Raw genomic sequence first — 19,284 nt, forward strand, 5'->3', positions numbered from 1 at the left:
CCCCGACCGAGAGGGCGAACACGACGCGATGTCAACATGCCGCCCCAGAAGAGGCCGCCTACGCAGTTTTTACGCCCCGCAGTCGCCGCGTCTATGTTCGTGCCGACAAACGAGGTTGTAATCGCCGTCGTCACGTGTGCACTGCTCCCATGAGGAGCAATCATCCATCCACCGCAGGGCGACTTTTTGTTGATTTCTGTTCGGAGCGTTGACGCGCGAACGAACATAACTCCACACTGTGTGGCATCCCTCGCCCCCATCGAATGGGTATGCCGTGTCCATAAGCAGAGTCAGAACTGCGCTCGTGATCATCTGTGCGATGGTCGCCTCACTGACCGTCGCTCTCTCTCCTGCAGCAACCTCCCGTGCGGCAGCCGCCGCAGTCACCTCCTGGACAGTCGCGGGCCCGAACGCGAACGCTCCGGTTTCGGCGCAAGTCACCCTGGACGGTGACAGCGGACAGTTACGGTTCGCGGTGTCCCGCCAAGGAACGACCGTGCTGGCCGCGTCCCCCATCGGCATCGAGACCAGTGCCGCCGACCTGACGAAGGGCCTGGCATTCACCGGCCGGCAAGACAGGACGGTCACCGAGTCGTACACGATGACGACCGGGAAGCAGCGCGCCCGGCAGACGGCCTTCACCCAGGCGACCCTGTCCTTCACAGGCGCGGGCGGCGCCCGCCTCGACGTGGTGGTGCGGGTGTCGGGTACAGGCGCCGCCTACCGGTACGTCCTGCCCGGTTCGGGGAACGTGACGGTCGAACGCGAGGCATCGTCCTGGACAGTTCCGTCCTCGGCCGATGCCTGGCTGGTCCCGGGCCATCGTGAGGATCAGGGACAGTGGATTCACACGACCGCGGGCGGGGCCCCGGCCAACGACTATGCCGTCCCGGCGCTCTTCAAGGTCGGATCCGCTTACGCGCTGCTGGCCGAGACCGACCTCGACGGCCGCTACGCCGGCAGCCGCCTCACGCACGCCGCGGGATCGGCCACATACACGACGAGCCTGACCAGTCCCCCCGTCACCACGAAACTGCCCCTGTCCACCCCGTGGCGCACCGCCGCGGTCGGCGACCTGGCGACCGTCACCACGTCCACGCTCGTCGACGACCTCGCCCAGCCCTCCAAGGTGAGCGACACCTCCTGGATCAAGCCGGGCGCCTCCGCCTGGTCCTGGCTGACGGAACACTCCAGCCCCTCCGATCCCGCCCGTCAGCGCAAGTACATCGACTTCGCCCAGCACCACGGCTGGGGCTACGTCCTGGTCGACGAGGGATGGCAGTCCAGTTGGATGCCGGACCTCGTGAAATACGCCGACGCGCGCGGTGTCAAGGTGATCGCCTGGTTCAACAGTGCCGCCCTCCAGACGGCGGAACAGCGCAACACCTGGCTTCCCCTCGTCAAGAGTTGGGGCGTAGCAGGGGTGAAGATCGACTTCAGCTACGAGTACACCCAGCCCACGCTGAAGTGGTACGACGCCGTGCTCGCCCAGACCGCCCAGCTCAAGCTGCTCGTCAACTTCCACGGTGCCGCCACAGAACGGGGCATGCAGCGCACCTGGCCGCATGTCATGACCGGTGAAGCGGTCTACGGCGCGGAACAGCAGAACAACAGGGCCGCCCGCAACACGGTGCTCCCGTTCACCCGCAACGTGATCTCCAGCATGGACTTCACACCGGTTGTCTTCAGCATGAACAACCGGGACACCACCGACGCCCATGAGCTGGCGACCGCCGTGGTGTTCGAATCGGGGTGGCAGCATTACGCGGACAACCCCGAGAGCTACCAGTCACGGCCCGACGCACTGCGCATCCTCGACCAGTTGCCGACCGCCTGGGACGAGACCAGGCTGCTTGCCGGCAGTCCCGGTCAGGAGGCGTATGTGGCCCGTCGCTCGGGCGAGAGGTGGTTCGTCGGCGGCATCTCGTCCATCGCGGCCAAGACGTTTCAGACACCGCTGAGTTTCCTCGGGGGTGGCCAGTGGCTGCTGGAGACGGTGCGGGACGGGCCCGGCCCGCTCGTCCGGGAGACCAAGGTGGTCACCGCCTCCGACACCCTGTCCGTACCCATGCAGCGCAACGGTGGCTTCGCCTCCGCCCTGTGCCAGTACACGGCGGGGATGACGACCTGCGGGTCGGCCGACGTCGACGGCGTCCTGAAGAGCCAGGAGTCGGGCCTGTGTGTCGATGTGCCCAACAACGCTCAGACCAACGGAACGGATGTGCAGCTCTTCGACTGCCACGGTGCGTCCAACCAGCTGTGGACACAGACTCCCGCGCGGCAGCTCACCGTGTTCGCCGGCAAGTGCCTGGACGTCGACGGGGGTGCGAGCGCTGACGGTACTCCGGTGCAGATCTGGGACTGCAACAACACCGGAGCCCAGCAGTGGACAGTCCGCCCCGACGGCTCCGTCCTCAACCCCGCCTCGGACAAGTGCCTCACCGCCGCCGGTTCGGCGCTCGCGATCCGCGCCTGCGACGGCGGAGCCCTCCAGAGATGGTCACGGGGCGCGGTTACCGGCCCGGTGAGAGGCGCGGGCTCCGGTCGCTGCCTCGACGTGCCCAACAGCAACGCCGACAATGGCACCCGGCCCGCCCTGTGGGACTGCAACGGAGGCGCCAACCAGACGTGGACATCCACGGCCTCGAACCAGCTCCGGGTCTTCCCCACCGAATGCCTGGACGTCAGCGGCGGTGCGATCGCCGACGGCAGCGCCGTCATCATCAGTGACTGCAACAACTCGGCGAGCCAGCAGTGGCGCGTCAGGTCCGACGGCTCGATCGTCGGAGTGGCTTCCGGCAAGTGCCTCGATGCCTACGGCAGCGGCACGGCGAACGGAACCCAGGCCGTCATCTGGTCCTGCAACGGAGGCGCCAACCAGAGGTGGGCCCGCGGCTGATTCCACCCGGCCGTCAACCGGTCGCGGACGGGCGCTCCCGTCCGCGACCGGCGGGGGCCTCCCGGTCTGTTCTCCCTGCGCTCGAACCCCTTCCAGTCCTCGAAGGACAGGTGTCATGCCACAGTCGATGTCCAACGGTCACACGCCTAGCCCTGCTCACCGCCCCCTGAGCCGCCGGCGCCTCCTGGAGGCAGGCGCGTCCGGCTTCGGAGCACTCGCCCTCGGCGCGTTCAGTGCGGGGACCGCATCCGGCGCCGCACCCGCCAGCGGCTCGGCTGCCACCGGCTGGGAGCCGCCGGCCAACGGTTACCCGGAGTGGAACAACAACATCGCCATCTTCGACGTCGGTTCCGAGCCGTCCCACACGACGCTCATGCCGTACGCGGACATCGACCAGGCGCTCGCATGCGACCGCACCGAATCCCCCTGGCGGCGCGATCTGGACGGCGTCTGGAAGTTCGCCTACGCCGACCGCCCCGACGAGCGGGACTCCGACTTCTTCCGGCCTGGCCTGGACGACAGTTCCTGGGACACCATTCCCGTCCCCTCGGTCTGGCAGCAGCACGGCTACGACTTCCCCATCTATGTCAACATCACCTATCCCTGGTGGGGTGCCAACGGTCGCGGGGAGAACGCGCAGCCGCCATTCGCACCGACCAAGTACAACCCCGTGGGTCAATACCGCCGCACTTTCACCGTGCCGCGCGACTGGTCCGGCCGACGGGTGTTCCTGCACTTCGAGGGCGTCAAATCCGCCTTCTACGTATGGGTCAACGGGGAGCAGGTGGGGTACCGGGAGGACTCCTACACGTCCGCCGAGTTCGACATCACCGATCGTTTGACGTCCGGCACCAACCACATCGCCGTCGAGGTCTACCGATTCTCCGACGGCGACTGGATGGAGGACCAGGACATGATCAGGCTGAGCGGTATCTTCCGCTCGGTCTTCCTGTACTCGACCCCCGCCGTCCACCTGCGCGACTTCAAGCTCGACACCCCGCTCGGCGACGGTCACGCCACCGCCCAGCTGTCCGTCACCGCGTCCGTGCGCGCGTACGGCGCAGGGGCGTGGCGTGGCTCGTACACAGTCGAAACCCAGCTCTACGACGCCGACGGGCACCCGGTCTGGCGGCGCCCCTTGCGGCAAAGCGCCGACCTCGGCGCCGTTCCGGTCGGCACGGACGTCACCGTCCAGGCGGCCTCCCCCGTTCCCGCCCCGCGTCTGTGGTCGGCAGAGCATCCGTACCTCTACACGGCCGTGCTGCGGCTGCGCGACCCGTCCGGGCGAGTGACCGAGACTCTTTCGCACCGGGTAGGGCTGCGCGAGTTCGCGCTCACCGACGGGCTGATGCGCATCAACGGCAAGCCCATCTCGTTCCGCGGCACCAACCGGCACGAGATGGACCCCGACCACGGCTCCGCGCTGACCCGGGCCGACATGGTCAGGGACATCGAGGTCATCAAGCGGCTGAACATGAACAGCGTCCGGACCTCGCACTACCCCAACAACCCGGTGTGGCTGGAGCTCGCCGACGAGTACGGCCTGTACCTGGTGGCGGAGACCAACCTCGAGACCCACGGCGTCAGCGACAGCTACCCGGCCGACCACGAGGACTGGACGAAGGCCTGTGTGGCCCGCGCCCAGCACATGGTCCACCGGGACAAGAACCACCCCTGCGTCGTGATCTGGTCGCTCGGCAACGAGGCCGGGGCCGGGTCGGCCTTCTCCGCCATGTACGACTGGATCCACTCCTACGACCCCACTCGCGTGATCCAGTACCAGGGCGACAGCCGACCCGGGGTCAGCGACATCCGCTCCGAGATGTACACCCAGCCGTGGGACGTCGAGAAACGAGCCAAGGACACCTCCGACACCCGCCCGTACATTCTCCAGGAGTACTCGCACGCGATGGGCAACTCCAATGGAAACTTCAAGGCGTACTGGGACGTCTTCCGCTCCTACGACGTGCTGCAGGGCGGCTGGATCTGGGACTTCGCCGACCAGTCACTGCGATGGCCCACCCCGTCGCGGAGGCTCCTCACCGAAACCGGGCCGAAAAGGCTGACCGCCGACCTCGGCGCCGCCTCCCACTTCGACCCGGGAAAGGGCCTCACCGGTGGCGCGGCCTTCACGCGCGACCGATCCCTGGACCTCAACGGCTCGCTGACCCTGGAGGCTTGGGCCACACCCGGCGCAGTCGGCGGGGACCAGCCGATCGTCGCCAAGGGCGACACCCAGTTCTCCCTCAAGCAGACCGGCAGCACGCTCGAATTCTTCATCTACTCCGGCGGGGAATGGATCAGTGCCGCCGCCGCGCTGCCGGCCGACTGGACCGGGACCGAACACCATGTCGCGGGTGTGTTCGACGCCACCGCCGGCACCCTGACCCTCTACATCGATGGCATGGCCAGGGCCACCACAGTCACCGACCGCACACCCGGCAGCATCGATGCCCCCGTCGCTTTGGGCTCGGACGCCGACAACCCCACCCGTGTCTTCAGCGGCACGATCCGGCAGGCTCGGGTCTACGCGCGCGCCCTGTCCCCCGCCGAGCTGGCGGACGACAGCCGCAAGGCCGGTGGCGACGGCGTACGGCTGTGGTTCGACGCCTCCACCGCCACCTACACCGAGATGCGACCGGAGAAGCCCACCTACCTCGCATACGGCGGCGACTGGGGAGACAACCCGAACGACGGCAACTTCTGCGCCAACGGCGTCGTCACCGCCGAGCGTCGCACCGGCGGTAAGGCGGCCGAGGTCAAGCAGATCCACCAGGCCATCAACGCCGCACCCGCCGCAGGGGCCGGTGCGCTCGCGTCCGGGCGCGTCAGGCTGACCAACGAATACCTGTTCACCAACCTCACCGAATTCCGCGGTACCTGGGCTCTCGTCGCCGACGGCAGGCCCGTCCAGCGCGGCGAGCTCTCCCGCCGGGCCATGGATATCGCACCGTTGACCGATGGCGACATCACCGTCCCCTTCCGGATGCCGTCCAACCCTGAGCCGGGAACGGAGTACTTCCTGCAGTTGTCGTTCACCACCAGAACGGCGACGAAGTGGGCGGGAGCCGGCTTCGAAGTGGCCAAGCAACAACTTCCCGTCGACGCCGGCAGCCCCAGGGTCGCCCCGGTACCACTGAGCCGAGTGCCGGACCTGAGTCACGTGGACGGTGACGGCGCCGTCACGGTGACCGGCAAGGGCTTCTCCGTCTCCATCGGCAAGGCCGACGGTGTCATCAACTCGTACAGGGCCGGCGGCACCGAACTGATCGTCTCCGGCCCCGCCCCCAACTTCTGGCGCGCCCCCACGGACAACGACCTCGGAAACGACCAGAACACCCGCAACGCCACTTGGCGCCACGCCGGAGCGGACCGCACCGTGTCGGACGTGCAGGTGCGGAAGCTGGGCTCAAAGGCAGTGGAGATCACCGTCCGGGGCACTTTGCCGACCTCGACCGAGTCCACGTACTCCACTACTTACACCGTCTTCGGGAACGCCGAGATCAAGGTCACCAACACCCTGCACCCGGGCGCGTCCTCGCTGCCGTACATCCCCGAGGTCGGCACCCTGCTCCACCTGCCCCATCGCCTGGAGCACGTGCACTACTACGGCCGCGGCCCCGAGGAGAACCACTGGGACCGCAACAACGGAACTGACGTGGGCCTCTACTCCGGCACCGTCACCGGGCAGTGGACCCCTTATATCCGCCCTCAGGAGAACGGCAACAAGACGGACGTGCGCTGGATGGCGCTGACCGACGGCAGCGGCTCCGGCCTGCTCGCCACCGGTGAGCCGCTGCTTGAGGTCAACGCCTCCCATTACACCCCCGAGGACCTGTCATCCGGCGCCCTCCACGACCATCAACTCACCCCGCGTGAGCAGGTCGTTCTGCGCCTGAGCCACCGGCAGATGGGTGTCGGTGGTGACACCAGCTGGGGCGCGCAGACCCACGACGAGTACAAGCTCTTCGCCGACCGGGACTACTCATACACCTACAGGCTGCGACCGCTCGCGGACGTCCGAGACGCGATGGCCGCGTCCCGTCGCCCCACCGCGACCGAATAGCCGTCATACGCCTGCTCATCCGCGCATCGCGCCCGGAGCAACTGAGGGATCCCCACACTCCCGAGTACGCCCGCATCACACCCAGGAGAGACGCATGATCGGACGGAGAACCTTCCTCACGGCAACAACGGCAACGGGAATCGCCATGGCCACGGCAACCGCCCCAGCTTTCGCCGGAACGTTGAAGCGGTCCTCGCACGAGGCGCCGCGCGCATCGACTCTGGGGACCAGCAATGCCAACGCGGCCTTCTCCGCGCTCAACTCCGCCTTCCTCATCTCCGACGGCGGCCGGCGCTACTACAAGACCTCCCTCGGCAACGCGGAAAAGGACTACTTCTGGCGTCAGGCCCTGGACATCCAGACGGTGGAGGACGTCTACGACAGCGCTCCTACCTCCGAGACCCGCGGACTCATCAGCGGCCTTCTCGACACCTTCCTCCAGCAGAACCAGGGAGGCGGCGGCCTATACGACTGGAACTGGAACGACTACAACGACGATCTGCTCTGGGCCGGATTGGCCTTCGCACGCGGCTACCGGATCACGGGCAACGAGACCTATCTGAACCAGGCGCGCTACGCCTTCGACCGGGTTCATGGCCGCGGCTGGGACGGTGCCCTGGGCGGCGGTGTCTGGTGGAGCGTCGACAAGAACGAGAAGAGTGCCCTCAGCAACAGCCCCGCGGTCGTTCTCGGCTGTCTGATCCACCAATCGACCGGTGACCGCGCCTACCTGGACAAGGCGCGCGCGATCTACGACTGGACATGGAACACGCTGCTGGACCGCTCCACCGGCGGCGTCCACGAGAACATCCAGGCCAACGGAAGCGTGTCGACCGGGCAGACCGTGTACTCGGCAGGCGCCTTCGTCAGTGCGGCTCAGGCCATCTATCGCCATCAAGGCGGAGAAAGCCTGTTCAACGACGCCAGACGGACGGTCGACTGGGTCATCCGGGATCGCACCAGCAACGGAATCATGACGAACGGCCAGCGAGAGGGCACCTGGCAGGCCGAATTCGCCCGAGGGATGGGTGAATTCGTCCGCGAGAACAACTTGTGGGGTCAGTACTACGACTTCATGAAGCGCAACGCGGACGCGGCATGGAACGCACGGCGGACCGACCTGAACCTGACCTGGAACCGATGGGACGCGCAGACCCCCCGGGACGACACCCGGGCGGTCGAAGCCATCGGGTCGGTGGTCATGCAAGCAGTCACTCCGGCCACTCCACCCGAACCCGCCGTCGTGTCCGGATCCACTTACCAGCTGATCTGTGTACGCAGCGGAGAAGCCCTGGACAACGGCAGCACCGGCGCGGAGGGGGCACCCGCGATGCAGTGGACCGCCAACGGAGGGACGGCACAGCGCTGGAAGGTCACCGGCGTCGGTTCCGGCTACTACAAGCTCGTCAACCAGCAGAGCGGAAAGGCGCTCGACAACGGCAACAGCACCGGCGACGGCGCCGCGGTCATCCAGTGGACCGACAACGGGGGCCCACAGCAGCAATGGGGCATCACCAGTACCGGCAACGGCACCTACAGACTGACCAGCCGCCTCAGCGGCAAGGTACTGGACAACGGTAATGCCACGGGCCGGGGCACCGCCGTCATCCAGTGGACCGACAACGGCGGTACCCCGCAGCAGTGGAAGCTCATCGAGGTCTGACACGAGGGGGGGGAGCCGTCCACACGGGTTCCCCCCTGTGCTTCGTCGGCTGCGGACCGGAACCGGCAGGGTCAGGCGGCAGCCACGCCTTGGGCGACCCGTTTGAGGCCGTCGATCCACGACTCGACCTCAGCCGTCGATGCCGATGGGGGTAGTCCCGTCATACGGAGAGCCATCGGGGGCAGCTCGGGCGTCGTGGGCATGAGAACGACGATCGAAGCGAGGTCGTACTTCTGTCCCGGCACGAGGTCGGGACAGAAGAGCCCGGCCAACTCCACGGTCGCCTGCCGGACGGCGCGTTCCTGGCGTGGCAGGCGGTCCGACTGCTCGAAGGCGGCCAGAGCTGCCCGATGGCGCTCGAGCAGGTGTGGCTCCGCGGCTAGGAGGGAGTATCCGCACTCACGGACCCTGTCCAGCAGCGCACTGTGGAGATCCCGGGTCTCCTTGCTGTCGTCCGGCGCGCGTCGCAGCCACGCGTCGACCGCCGCCGGCACCGCGTCCGCCATGAATACGGCTCCCATGGGAGGAATGACGGGTTGCCGATGCCCGAGCGGGGGTGAGCCACCGGCCGCATCCCGGTTGATGGCGAGCACCTGGACCGCGTCGTCACGGATCCTGGCGAGGACACTGCAGTTGACCGAGAACTCAGCGCTGAGCTCCTCCACCTGAGCCCTGATCGTCTCAGCGAGATGCGCTGCCTGGATCAGCTCGGGATCGGGTGCGGCCACGAAGGACCCGGGTGAGAACCGTCCATAGCCGCCTTGGAAGAAGAGCAACGGCAGCGTCGACCGTTCGACGGCAAGGTCATGGACCCGGCCCAGGACGATGAGATGATCGCCCGCCTCACGAACCTCCTCAAAGGTGCACTCGATCCACGACACAGCTCCGTTGAGAATGGGCGCTCCCAAGGGGCCGGGCCGCCAGCCGACCCTGTCGAACTTGCCCTCCCCCCTGGTTGCGATCTGCCGGCAGAGCGGCTCCTGGTCGGATGCCAGGACGTTGACACAGAACGCCGAGGCGCTGCGGAGGCGCGCGAAGCTGCGCGAGTCGCACGCCGGATAGAAGGCAACCAGCGGAGGATCGAGCGAAACCGAGGAGAAGGTCCCGACGACCATGCCGTCCGGTATCCCCTCGTCCGTCACTGCCGTGACCACGGCTACGCCCGTCGGGTAGTGCCCCAAGGTCTCACGGAAGAGGGTGGCGTCTATGGGCCGGGACATGGCTACTCCATTTGATCTTGGACGGCGCGAGCTCCCGCCGAACGGACTCTCCGAAGGTCGTGGGCGGCCGACCGAGCAGCCACGTCAGCACGTTGGGCTCCCGATGAAGTCGTGGTGGAGGGCGGGCCCGACGGAGTAGACCGTCTCCACGCCGCGCATGGCACGAGCCAGTACCGCCGGGTCGGCCGATCACCGACCAGGACGTCGGTCGCACCGCCGGCACGGAGCGCCTGCGCCGACCCGGCGGAGCGGACACAGGCGCGCACCTCGGCTCCTGCCGCCACCAGGGTCGGAATGAGGCGCTTTCCCCGGTTGCCGTTCGCGGCGGTCACGCGAATCACAGGCGCCTCCTCTTCTCCTTCTCGCCGATCGCCTTCAGGAAGGCGATGTCGCCCTCCTTGGCGAACTGGTGCAGCCCGACCGCGTTCATGTCCGGCTGGTGTTCGCGCTGCGGCTCGGGGACTGCGGGGTTGCCGGTCCACGTCAACAGTCGGCAGACGCGCCGCTTGATACGCCAGCCTTCGTCGGTACGAACGAGCTCGTCGTCGTAGTAGCCGGTTCCCGTCCAGGTGGGCCCGCCTTCAGCGGACTCGCGCACCAGGATCCAAGTGCCGTAACTGAACGCGTTCGCCTCGTCCCCGTCGACCGTGACCAGCTGGCCCATCATCGTGTGGACGTGGCTGTCGAGGCTGTCGTGGAAGCCGGCGAAGGATGCCTTGAACTCTTCCAGGCCGACCCAGGCCGCTCCGGCCGGACCGAAGACAGCCTCCACGTCCTTGGTGAATACACGGTCGAACAGGTCCCATTGGCGCGTGTCGAGCGCGAAGGCGTACATGTTCAAGGCCTCGATGACCGCGGCCTTGTCGTCGTTGATCATGCGGTTCCGTCCCTCTTCCTCGTCAGTATTCGAAGCCCAGTACTGCGACCCGGCACAGCCCGCGACCGCGGTGAACAGCGGACCGGGCAGGCGGCGGTTCGAGTTCATGCGCCACGCCGACATGGCTGTCGACGCGCTGAATCGGGCCGACACGGCCTGGCGCCTCATGGAACCCTGGGGCGTGACCCCGGAGACAGCTCACCTGGAACGGCACGCCGTCTATACGTTCCGTGGGCGTTGGGCATGTGCCTGGCGCAGAGGGAATGTCTTCCTGGCCGGTGATGCGGCCCACCTCATGCCACCGTTCCTCGGTCAAGGGCTTTGCGCGGGTCTGCGTGACGCGCGTGCTCTCAGCTGGCGCATTGCGATGACGCATCAGGGCCTTTCGGCACCCTCGGTGCTCGACACTTACGGTTCGGAACGCAGTGGCCACGTCCGGGAAATCATCGACGAGGCGGTGGCAGCCGGACGGGTCATCTGTGAGCTCGACCCCGACAAGGCGGCCGCCCGCGATGCCGAGATGCGGCGGTTGTCCCGCGATTCCGTCGCCGACACCCGGGAGCCTCCGCACCCCAGGCTCGGCGAGCCGTCGTTGGCGATGGCGCGCACAGGCGCGGTGGGCCGGCTGGCGCCGCAGGGAAGGGTTCGGTGCGGTCGACGGGAAGGACTGCTCGACGATGTGATCGGCGGGGGCTGGCAGCTGATCAGTCGCGCCGGGGATCCCGCCCTGTCCCTCAGCGCGGCTGACATCGCCTGGTTCCGGCAGATCGGCGGTGTCATCGCCGATGTCTCCGAGCGGGGCACCGTCGATGATCTGGACGGCGTCTACGAGCGGTGGTTCGCCAAGCACGGGTGCGAAGCTTTCCTCGCGCGCCCGGACTTCTATGTTTTTGCGGCCGGCGCGCAGACGGATGTACCCGAGTTCGTCTCGCAACTGCGGAGGACCCTGCGGCCCGCCGCGGGGCGGCAGCGCCGACGGCGCTCCTCCGCCGCCCGTCATGGTGAGAACCGGTGAGCCAGTCGCCGCCACCACGATCGTCCCCCGCGCCCGGCCGTGTTCCGGCAGACGACAGCGCATGAAATCCTGATCAATTGACGAGGAAGGGCATCACAGCATGACGGGAACCCGGCATTCACACCACGACGGCAAGCTTCCCGAGGCGCATCTGCCACGACCGGACGGCTCGTTCGACGCAACGGCCATCACCTTTGCCGCGATGGGGCTGTTCGACGGTCTGACCACCGAACAGCGCGCCAAGGTGTTGCTGCCCTCCGCGGACCCGGGCCGCACGCACTGGAACTTCCTTCCCGAGTCCGGCCGGCACGGCCTTGCGCTCGGCGAGCTCGACCGCCATCAGGAGGTACTGGCGCACCGGCTCATCGCCGAATCGATGTCGACTCCCGCGTACGCACGCGTGGTCCAGGTGATGGCCAACGAGCATGTGCTGCGCGAGCTCAATCTCCCCTTGTTCGGTCACATCGCCCCGACTCTCCGCGATGCCCGTGGATACTTCCTCACCTTCTTCGGTCAACCACAACCGGACAGCGACTGGGGATGGCGCCTGGTCGGTCACCACCTGTCCATCAACGTGACCGTGGCGGACGGAGACCTGGTCAATGCCACCCCGTTCCTGCTCGGCGCCGAACCAGCCCGTTTCGGCCCGTTCCGGATCCTTGGCGAGGAGGAGGACGCCGGCTTCGTCCTGCTGGACGGCCTCGCGCACGCACAGAGGAATGAAGCAATCATTCACTCCAGGCCCCCGGCGGACTTCGTGACGCGCACCGTGGAGACGATCGGCGACATCGAGTACCCCGCCTACCATGGGGTCGGCCGACGCGACGCGATGATCACCGATGCCGACCGCAGGGCTCTCGCCTATTTCCGCGCCCATCCTCGCGGTGTGCGGGTCGGCGATCTCTCGCCGGTTCAACGTACCGCCTTCGACACTCTGCTCGCCCTGTTCGTCGAGCGCGCACGCCCCGGCCTGGTCGGCTTCGAAATGGACCGCATCGCCGCGGTCGGCGGTGTCGAGGAGTTGCGGTTCGCATGGGCCGGCGGCACGTCCATCGACCAGCCTCACTACTTCCGCATCCAGGGGCCCGCGACCCTGGTCGAATTCGACAACGCCGAGGACAACGCCAACCACGTGCACAGCGTCTGGCGCGATCCCTCGAATGACTTCGGCGCGGATCTCCTCATGCAGCACCACCTCGCCCACGACCACACGGGCTCCCCCGGGACAACGCCGGCCGGCGAGACCGCAGCCGGGGGATAACGCTTACGGAAACAGTGCGAGACCGGGAGGCCGTCGCATCACCTCTGGCGCCCCGCATTGCGCCGGAGGCCAGTCCGCACAGGCCACGGCCGCAGTTCCGGGTCCGGGGCCTCGTCGACAGAGCTGCGGACCGCCGACATCCCCTGATCGTGCGCGACCGTGGCTACGCATCCGAAGCCGGGGAAAGGCGCCGACCATCCCCCTCCTGGGCGCGTCCCGGCCGGGTGGGAGCACGTCATCCCCACGGCTGAGCCGCGAACGGGACCCGACGTCCCCGAACTCGGAAAACCGCAGGTCAACGTACACGCCCTCGGGGCTTCAGGGCTACGTCCGGGAGCATCGGGGCCGGGATCGGCGGCCCGTCGTAGCCGTGTACGGTGCCGAAGCGGTCGCCGCCCATCCAGTCCTCGCGGGCCCGGGCGATCTCGTCCTGGGTCCTGCCCACGAAGTTCCACCACATGATCAACTCCTCCTCGAACGGCTCGCCGCCCAGGAGCATCAGGCCCGCGTCGGACTCCGCGCGGAGCGGGAGCTCGGTGCGGCCGCAGCCGAGGTAGAGCATGGAGCCGGGGAGGACCGGGACACCGTCGACCTCCGCCTCGCCGGACATCGAGAGCACGGCGTACTCGAAGTCGGGGTCCAGGGGGAGCCGGGCCCGCGCGCCTCGGGTCAGGGAGAGGTCGGCGCCCACGATCGGGGTGTACGCGGTGCCGGGCGAGGTGGCGCCGTCGAGTTCGCCCAGGATCACTGTGGCCGTGAGGCCGGGAGCGGTGACCGCGGGCAGGTCGCTGTGGTGCTGGAAGTGGGGTTCGGTGAAGCGGTGCGCGTCCGGGAGCGCCACCCACAGCTGGGCGCCGTGCAGCAGGGCGGCGTGCTGCTTGGGGCTCTCCTCGGAGTGGCTGATCGCGCGGCCGGAGGTCATGAGGCCGAGTTCACGCGGGCGGATCGTCCGGAGGCTGCCGAGGCTGTCGCGGTGCAGGACCTCGCCCTCGTGCAGCCAGCTGACGGTCTGGAGGCCCATATGGGGGTGCGGCGGCACCTGCATCCCGGGTTCGTCGGCGATGTCGTCGGGGCCGTAGTGGTCCACGAAGGCCCAGGCACCGACCATCCGGCGGCCCAGGTTGGGCAGCAGCCTGCGGACCTCGGTTGACTCGCCGAGCCGCACCGTGCGCGGGGCCAGCAGTTCACGTACGGGCTCCGCGACGACGAAGCCCCGGCCCCCGCAGACGGTGGGGACGGCCTGGCGATCGAGATTGCTCATGGCGCTCAACCTATTCCGATGCGGGCGGGGGCGGGTGACACCCACGCCGGACAATTAGTGGAATGTTAAACCACCTGTGGGTGTTGTGCGGATCGGACACCCGCCCGACCGAGGAGACGACATGAGCGACAGCTACTACGAGTTCGGTACCGCCGCCGAGCGCTGGGAGCGCGCGGGGTTCTTCTTCGACGCGAAGGAGTACGGGACCGCGGCACGCATCCTGGACGGCCTCGTCGCGGAGGTCCCGGAGCAGGTCGCGCCCCGGCTGCTGCTGGCCCGCGCCTACTACCACTCGGCGAGCCTCGGACGGGCCGAGACGGAGCTGCGGTCGGTTCTGGAGCGCGACCCGGTCGAGCACTACGCCCGCCTGATGCTGGGCCGGACCCTGGAGCGCCAGGGGCGGCAGGCCGAGGCGGACACACAGCTGCGGCTGGCCGCCGCGCTCTCCGGTGACCTCGGTCCGGCGTGAGCGCGTCCCGGCGCCCGGCATATTCCGGGTGCCGGGAACGGCGGCGGCGTGATACTCCACAGGACCATGAACGACCTTGAAACGCCGCGCCTGTTCCTGCACCCGATGAGCCCCGCCGACGCCGAGCACGTCGCCGCGGGGTCGCCGCCGGCCGGGGCGCGCTGGGCTCCCGGCTATCCCTCCCCCGGCGAGCGGGGTGCCGCCTCGCGCTTCCTCACGACCTGCGCGGACACCGGCGATCCCAGCCCGTTCTGCTCGTACGAGATACGGCTCCGGACCGACGGTGTGGTCATCGGCGGCATCGGCTTCCACGGCGCGCCGGACGATCGGGGCAGCGTCACGATCGGGTACGGGCTCGTGGAGTCGGCGCGCGGGCGGGGTTACGCCTCCGAGGCGCTGCGGGCGCTGCTGCGGTTCGCCCGGGAACAGGGCGTCTCCCGGGTGCGCGGGGACGCCGACACCGGCAACATCCCCTCGCAGCACGTCATGACGGCGGCCGGGATGCGCCTCGTGGGTGAGGACGCCTCGCTGAAGTACTACCTGGCCGAGTGGACGGCGTAGAAGCGTGGAACGGGCGGAGCCCGCCCGGAGCACCCGGCGGGCTCCGCCGTACAACGGCACGTACGCGGGCGTCAGCCCACGGCGGCGGCCGTACGGTTCGTCCGGCCGTCCGACAGCGTGTCGGCCCTCGGCACCAGCAGCCGTTCGGTGAGGTGGCCGAAGAGCAGGCCGAACGCGGTCCACAGGGTGGCCTGCACCGCGAGCGTGGCCAGCCGGAACTGCCACAGCAGCGTGGCGGGGAAGTCCTTGCCGACCTCGTTGAAGGAGGGCAGGAACACGTAGGCGAGAGCGATCAGCAGGACGTAACCGGCCGCCGCCGCGACCGTCGCGTTCCAGTTGCCCAGACGGGGTGCCAGCCGCTTGCCGACCATGACGGCGGCGACCGCGAGCAGCACGCTGAGGGCGACCATCAGGAAGAACAGCGCGGTGCGTCTGCCGATGGTGTCGGGGTTGCCGACGGCCGGCGGGTTGGCCGGGTACTTCAGGAACGGCACGACGTATACGCTGAGCAGCGCGGCGCCCGAGATCAGCGCGGCCGTGGCCCTGGGGCCGAACCGGCCCACCCTGCCCAGCGCGTAGCAGAAGACGAGTGCGGCGATGCCGCCGGCCGCGACGCCGAAGACGAGTACACCGGTGGCCAGGCCGGCGGTGGACTGCACGCCCCTGCTGACGAGTTCCTCGCCGGCGCCGTGGTGGTGGCCGTGGGCGCTGTGCGCGGCCTCTTCGACGGCGATGGCCGCGTCGACCCTGGACTCGCCGAGGAAGTAGGCGACGAGCAGCGCGAGCGCGCCCGCGGCCAGTCCGGCCAGCATGCCCCGGATCAACAGGGCTCTGACAGATATGGAGTTCATGAGGGATTCCCCTGGATCAGCCGGTAGGGCGGTCAGTGGCAGGGGAAGCCGAGCAGGTGACGGCCGTCGTGGACCCACTCGTGGACGCCTTCGCCCGAGATGAGGGCCGTGGCACCCTGTTCGGCGCCGACGAAGTAGAGCAGGACCAGCATGAGGATGCCGAAGAAGACCGCCCAAGGGGCAATGGCCTTCAGGGAGATGGGAGTGATGGCGGGTGCGCCGGTTGCGGGGGCAGCACTCTGTGCCATGGCAGAACCTCCTGTGGGAACACGCGTCCCGTTCGTGGTGCCTGAGACGAAGGTGCTGGGTCTGACTTCCCGCGTGCGCGGGTACACAGTGGCGCGACCGTGCCGGATTCTCACCGGACTTCCGTCACACCCTCGTCATGTCGCCGCGACCATACCGCCTGAGCGCCTGGCTCCGCCATGCCCCGTGCAAGCGGCTCGCGTGGCCGGGATGCCATGGTGTGCTGGGCCGCGGGGCCTCTGTTGCGGGAGTTGAGGGCGGGTATGACGGTACGGGTGATGTTGATCTCACCGGCGATGAACGCGGCGCTGCGTGAGGCCCGGTTCGCCGGTGACGCCACGCTCGACGCGTCGGGTGTGCGTATGGCACGGCTGGCCGCACCACATGTCCCGGACGCGGACCGGGCGGTGCACGGCCCGTCCGAGCGGTGCGCCCGTACGGCGGAGGCACTGGGCCTACCCTCGGCGGTCGAAACCGCCCTTCTGGACTGGGAGTTGGGGCGCTGGTCGGGCGCCCGGCTGGACGAGGTGGGCAGGCGCGAGCCGGAGGGGGTGGCCGCCTGGCTGGCCGACCCCTCGGCCGCCCCGCACGGCGGCGAGTCGTTGCTCGGCCTGTGCGCGAGGGCGGGGGCCTGGCTCGACTCGGTGAGCGGTGCCGGCCGAGTGCTGGCCGTCGCCGAACCGTCCTTGGTGCGCGCGGCCGTGGTCCACGCGCTCGCGCTGCCGCCCCGGGCGTTCTGGCGCCTCGACGTCGCCCCGCTCACGCTGACGGAGCTGAGCGGCCGCTCGGGGCGCTGGAACCTGCGCGTCGGGCAGCCGCTCTCCCCGCCTACCCCCGGTACGTCTCCATCAGCCGCAGCCACACCTCGCTGATCGTCGGGTACGACGGGACCACGTGCCACAATCGGTCGACGGGGATCTCGCCCGCGACCGCCATCGTCGCCGAGTGGAGCAGTTCGCCGATGCCGGGGCCGACGAACGTGACGCCCAGCAGGACTTCGCGGTCGAGGTCCACCACCATGCGGGCGCGGCCCCGGTAGCCGTCCGCGTAGAGACCCGACCCGGCCACGGAGGCGAGGTCGTAGTCGACGGCGCGGACCCGGTGGCCGGCCTGTTCCGCCTCGGCCAGGGAGAGGCCCACCGAAGCGGCCTCCGGGTCGGTGAAGACGACCTGTGGGACGGCCGCGTGGTCGGCGGTCGCCGCGTGGGCGCCCCAGCGGGCGGTGTCCAGCGGCTTGCCCTGCGCGCGGGCCCCGATCGCGTCGCCCGTGATGCGTGCCTGGTACTTGCCCTGGTGGGTCAGGAGCGCGCGGTGGTTGACGTCTCCGGCCGCGTAGAGCCAGTCCGTGCCCTCGACCCGGCAGGTGTCGTCGACGGTGAGCCAGGAGCCGGGTTCCAGGCCGACCGTCTCCAGGCCCAGGTCGTCGGTGCGCGGGGCGCGGCCGGTGGCGAAGAGGACCTCGTCGGCCTCGACGCTCTCGCCGTTGTCGAGTTCCACGGTGACCGGTCCTTCGCCGTCCGCGCGGCGTACGGCGGTGGCCGAGACGCCGGTACGGATGTCCGCGCCGGCCTCGGTGAGCGCCTCGGCGACCAGCTCACCGGCGAACGGCTCCATCCGGGGCAGCAGCCCCTTGCCGCGTACGAGCATGGTGACCTTCGCGCCGAGCGCGTTCCACACGGTGGCCATCTCGACGCCGACGACTCCCCCGCCGACCACGACCAGCCGGCCGGGGACCGCCTTGGCGCTGGTCGCCTCGCGGCTGGTCCAGGGGCGGGCGTCCTCGATGCCGGGCAGGCCGGGGACCACGGCCTTGCTGCCCGTGCAGACGGCGACGGCGTGCCGGGCGGTGAGCCGGTGCTCCGTGCCGTCGGGCGCGGTGACGGTGACCTGCCGGGGGCCGGTCAGCCGGCCGTGGCCGCGGATGACGTCGGCGCCGATCCCGTCGAGCCAGGCGGCCTGGCCGTCATCCTTCCAGTGCGAGGCGTACTCGTCGCGGTGGGCGAGGACGGCGGCGGCGTCCAGCGGACCCTGGACGGCGCCGCTCAGGCCGGGGACGCGGCGGGCGTCGGCGCGGGCGACGACGGGGCGCAGGAGCGCCTTGCTCGGCATGCACGCCCAGTAGGAGCACTCACCCCCGATCAGCTCCGCCTCGACCACCGCGGTGGTCAGCCCGGCGGCCCGGGCCCGGTCCGCCACGTTCTCACCCACCGGACCTGCTCCGATGACCACGACGTCGTACTCGACAGGCTCCGCTCCATGTGTCATGCGGCCCATTCTGGCGGGGGGTGTGGACGGCGGCCACATGGGCAGGCACGGAATAGCACGAGAACGGGCACCGTTGACCCGGACACGTCTCATACGGGCACAGGAAGAGGGAGCAACGCATGAGCACCGTAGAGCTCACCAAGGAAAACTTCGACCAGGTCGTCAGCGACAACGAGTTCGTCCTGATCGACTTCTGGGCTTCCTGGTGCGGCCCGTGCCGGCAGTTCGCCCCGGTGTACGAAGCGGCGTCCGAGCGCCACACGGACCTGGTCTTCGCGAAGGTCGACACGGAGGCGCAGCAGGAGCTGGCGGCGGCCTTCGAGATCCGGTCGATCCCCACGCTGATGATCGTCCGGGACAACGTGGCGGTCTTCGCGCAGCCCGGCGCACTGCCGGAAGCGGCTCTGGAGGACGTCATCGGCCAGGCCAGGAAGCTGGACATGGACGAGGTGCGCAAGTCCGTCGAGGCCGAGCAGCAGAAGGACAAGGCGGAGGGACAGCAGTAGCACCGCCCCTCCCCCGCTGGGCGGCCTAGGTGTATTGATCACGAGCGTTGTTGACACTCGGCAGGTCTTGAACATGGCGAAGACCTCCGATGTGGTGGAGCTGTCTAGGAACACACCACACGGA

The 19,284-nt window shown here is 68.9% G+C and carries 15 protein-coding genes; 9 read left to right on the forward strand and 6 right to left on the reverse strand.

The window, feature by feature from the left end:
• Window positions 1–319: 319 nt before the first annotated feature.
• The 3 genes from ACN6LM_RS23370 to ACN6LM_RS23380 all read left to right on the forward strand — a co-directional run bounded on the left by ACN6LM_RS23370 (window position 320) and on the right by ACN6LM_RS23380 (window position 8,628).
• Window positions 320–2,899, forward strand: coding sequence for a glycoside hydrolase family 97 catalytic domain-containing protein (locus tag ACN6LM_RS23370; RefSeq protein ID WP_445067336.1), 2,580 nt, complete (start codon window positions 320–322; stop codon window positions 2,897–2,899).
• 115 nt (window positions 2,900–3,014) lie between these two features.
• A complete protein-coding gene (locus ACN6LM_RS23375) occupies window positions 3,015–6,965 on the forward strand; it encodes a glycoside hydrolase family 2 TIM barrel-domain containing protein (protein WP_445067337.1) in 3,951 nt (1,316 codons plus the stop codon).
• Between the two features lie 94 nt (window positions 6,966–7,059).
• Window positions 7,060–8,628: an RICIN domain-containing protein gene (locus ACN6LM_RS23380; RefSeq protein ID WP_445067338.1), complete on the forward strand. Its 1,569-nt coding sequence runs from the start codon at window positions 7,060–7,062 to the stop codon at window positions 8,626–8,628.
• A gap of 71 nt (window positions 8,629–8,699) precedes the next feature.
• On the opposite strand, the gene ACN6LM_RS23385 is transcribed toward ACN6LM_RS23380, so the two are convergent.
• The gene (locus ACN6LM_RS23385; protein WP_445067339.1) at window positions 8,700–9,848 is read right to left on the reverse strand and encodes a flavin reductase; all 1,149 of its coding nucleotides are present in this window, start codon (window positions 9,846–9,848) and stop codon (window positions 8,700–8,702) included.
• 337 nt (window positions 9,849–10,185) lie between these two features.
• Window positions 10,186–10,725, reverse strand: coding sequence for a nuclear transport factor 2 family protein (locus tag ACN6LM_RS23390; RefSeq protein ID WP_445067340.1), 540 nt, complete (start codon window positions 10,723–10,725; stop codon window positions 10,186–10,188).
• Between ACN6LM_RS23390 and ACN6LM_RS23395 the strand changes: the two genes are divergently transcribed.
• The gene (locus ACN6LM_RS23395) at window positions 10,682–11,740 is read left to right on the forward strand and encodes an FAD-dependent monooxygenase (RefSeq protein WP_445067341.1); all 1,059 of its coding nucleotides are present in this window, start codon (window positions 10,682–10,684) and stop codon (window positions 11,738–11,740) included. The genes ACN6LM_RS23390 and ACN6LM_RS23395 overlap by 44 nt on opposite strands.
• 100 nt (window positions 11,741–11,840) lie before the next feature.
• Window positions 11,841–13,001, forward strand: coding sequence for a DUF3500 domain-containing protein (locus ACN6LM_RS23400; protein ID WP_445067342.1), 1,161 nt, complete (start codon window positions 11,841–11,843; stop codon window positions 12,999–13,001).
• Between the two features lie 295 nt (window positions 13,002–13,296).
• Here the strand turns inward: ACN6LM_RS23400 and ACN6LM_RS23405 are convergent, their stop codons facing one another.
• A complete protein-coding gene (locus ACN6LM_RS23405; RefSeq protein ID WP_445067343.1) occupies window positions 13,297–14,262 on the reverse strand; it encodes a pirin family protein in 966 nt (321 codons plus the stop codon).
• A gap of 121 nt (window positions 14,263–14,383) precedes the next feature.
• On the opposite strand from ACN6LM_RS23405, the gene ACN6LM_RS23410 reads away from it, so the two are divergent.
• On the forward strand, window positions 14,384–14,731 hold the full coding sequence (locus ACN6LM_RS23410) for a tetratricopeptide repeat protein (protein WP_445067344.1): 348 nt from the start codon (window positions 14,384–14,386) through the stop codon (window positions 14,729–14,731).
• 66 nt (window positions 14,732–14,797) lie between these two features.
• Window positions 14,798–15,292, forward strand: a complete 495-nt coding sequence (locus ACN6LM_RS23415) for a GNAT family N-acetyltransferase (RefSeq protein ID WP_445067345.1) — start codon at window positions 14,798–14,800, stop codon at window positions 15,290–15,292.
• Window positions 15,293–15,363: 71 nt separating this feature from the next.
• Here the strand turns inward: ACN6LM_RS23415 and ACN6LM_RS23420 are convergent, their stop codons facing one another.
• Together ACN6LM_RS23420 and ACN6LM_RS23425 are read right to left on the reverse strand one after the other, a co-directional pair.
• Entirely contained in the window at window positions 15,364–16,143 is a 780-nt protein-coding gene (locus ACN6LM_RS23420; RefSeq protein ID WP_445067346.1) for a CbtA family protein, read from the reverse strand.
• 32 nt (window positions 16,144–16,175) lie between these two features.
• A complete protein-coding gene (locus tag ACN6LM_RS23425; protein ID WP_361021048.1) occupies window positions 16,176–16,391 on the reverse strand; it encodes a CbtB domain-containing protein in 216 nt (71 codons plus the stop codon).
• Between the two features lie 261 nt (window positions 16,392–16,652).
• Here ACN6LM_RS23425 and ACN6LM_RS23430 point away from each other — a divergent pair, with 261 nt between their 5' ends.
• Window positions 16,653–17,261 carry a histidine phosphatase family protein gene (locus tag ACN6LM_RS23430; RefSeq protein ID WP_445067347.1) on the forward strand — a complete coding sequence of 203 codons (609 nt, stop codon included), beginning with the start codon at window positions 16,653–16,655 and terminating at the stop codon, window positions 17,259–17,261.
• Here ACN6LM_RS23430 and ACN6LM_RS23435 read toward each other — a convergent pair.
• Complete coding sequence (locus ACN6LM_RS23435) at window positions 17,218–18,654, reverse strand: dihydrolipoyl dehydrogenase family protein (RefSeq protein WP_445067348.1); 1,437 nt, start codon at window positions 18,652–18,654, stop codon at window positions 17,218–17,220. The genes ACN6LM_RS23430 and ACN6LM_RS23435 overlap by 44 nt on opposite strands.
• A gap of 119 nt (window positions 18,655–18,773) precedes the next feature.
• On the opposite strand from ACN6LM_RS23435, the gene trxA reads away from it, so the two are divergent.
• Window positions 18,774–19,160, forward strand: coding sequence for a thioredoxin (trxA, locus tag ACN6LM_RS23440; protein ID WP_445067349.1), 387 nt, complete (start codon window positions 18,774–18,776; stop codon window positions 19,158–19,160).
• Window positions 19,161–19,284: the final 124 nt, after the last annotated feature.

This window comes from Streptomyces sp. SAS_281 (genome assembly GCF_052542855.1).

What these genes read in the sequence shown, in the direction of transcription:
- ACN6LM_RS23420 (WP_445067346.1), bottom strand. Translation starts at nt 16,143, where the DNA reads ATGAACTCCATATCTGTCAGAGCCCTGTTGATCCGGGGCATGCTGGCC.
- ACN6LM_RS23425 (WP_361021048.1), bottom strand. Translation starts at nt 16,391, where the DNA reads ATGGCACAGAGTGCTGCCCCCGCAACCGGCGCACCCGCCATCACTCCC.
- ACN6LM_RS23390 (WP_445067340.1), bottom strand. Translation starts at nt 10,725, where the DNA reads ATGATCAACGACGACAAGGCCGCGGTCATCGAGGCCTTGAACATGTAC.
- ACN6LM_RS23370 (WP_445067336.1), top strand. Translation starts at nt 320, where the DNA reads ATGGTCGCCTCACTGACCGTCGCTCTCTCTCCTGCAGCAACCTCCCGT.
- ACN6LM_RS23380 (WP_445067338.1), top strand. Translation starts at nt 7,060, where the DNA reads ATGATCGGACGGAGAACCTTCCTCACGGCAACAACGGCAACGGGAATC.
- ACN6LM_RS23385 (WP_445067339.1), bottom strand. Translation starts at nt 9,848, where the DNA reads ATGTCCCGGCCCATAGACGCCACCCTCTTCCGTGAGACCTTGGGGCAC.
- ACN6LM_RS23435 (WP_445067348.1), bottom strand. Translation starts at nt 18,654, where the DNA reads ATGACACATGGAGCGGAGCCTGTCGAGTACGACGTCGTGGTCATCGGA.
- ACN6LM_RS23415 (WP_445067345.1), top strand. Translation starts at nt 14,798, where the DNA reads ATGAACGACCTTGAAACGCCGCGCCTGTTCCTGCACCCGATGAGCCCC.
- trxA (WP_445067349.1), top strand. Translation starts at nt 18,774, where the DNA reads ATGAGCACCGTAGAGCTCACCAAGGAAAACTTCGACCAGGTCGTCAGC.
- ACN6LM_RS23395 (WP_445067341.1), top strand. Translation starts at nt 10,682, where the DNA reads ATGTTCAAGGCCTCGATGACCGCGGCCTTGTCGTCGTTGATCATGCGG.
- ACN6LM_RS23375 (WP_445067337.1), top strand. Translation starts at nt 3,015, where the DNA reads ATGCCACAGTCGATGTCCAACGGTCACACGCCTAGCCCTGCTCACCGC.
- ACN6LM_RS23400 (WP_445067342.1), top strand. Translation starts at nt 11,841, where the DNA reads ATGACGGGAACCCGGCATTCACACCACGACGGCAAGCTTCCCGAGGCG.
- ACN6LM_RS23405 (WP_445067343.1), bottom strand. Translation starts at nt 14,262, where the DNA reads ATGAGCAATCTCGATCGCCAGGCCGTCCCCACCGTCTGCGGGGGCCGG.
- ACN6LM_RS23410 (WP_445067344.1), top strand. Translation starts at nt 14,384, where the DNA reads ATGAGCGACAGCTACTACGAGTTCGGTACCGCCGCCGAGCGCTGGGAG.
- ACN6LM_RS23430 (WP_445067347.1), top strand. Translation starts at nt 16,653, where the DNA reads ATGACGGTACGGGTGATGTTGATCTCACCGGCGATGAACGCGGCGCTG.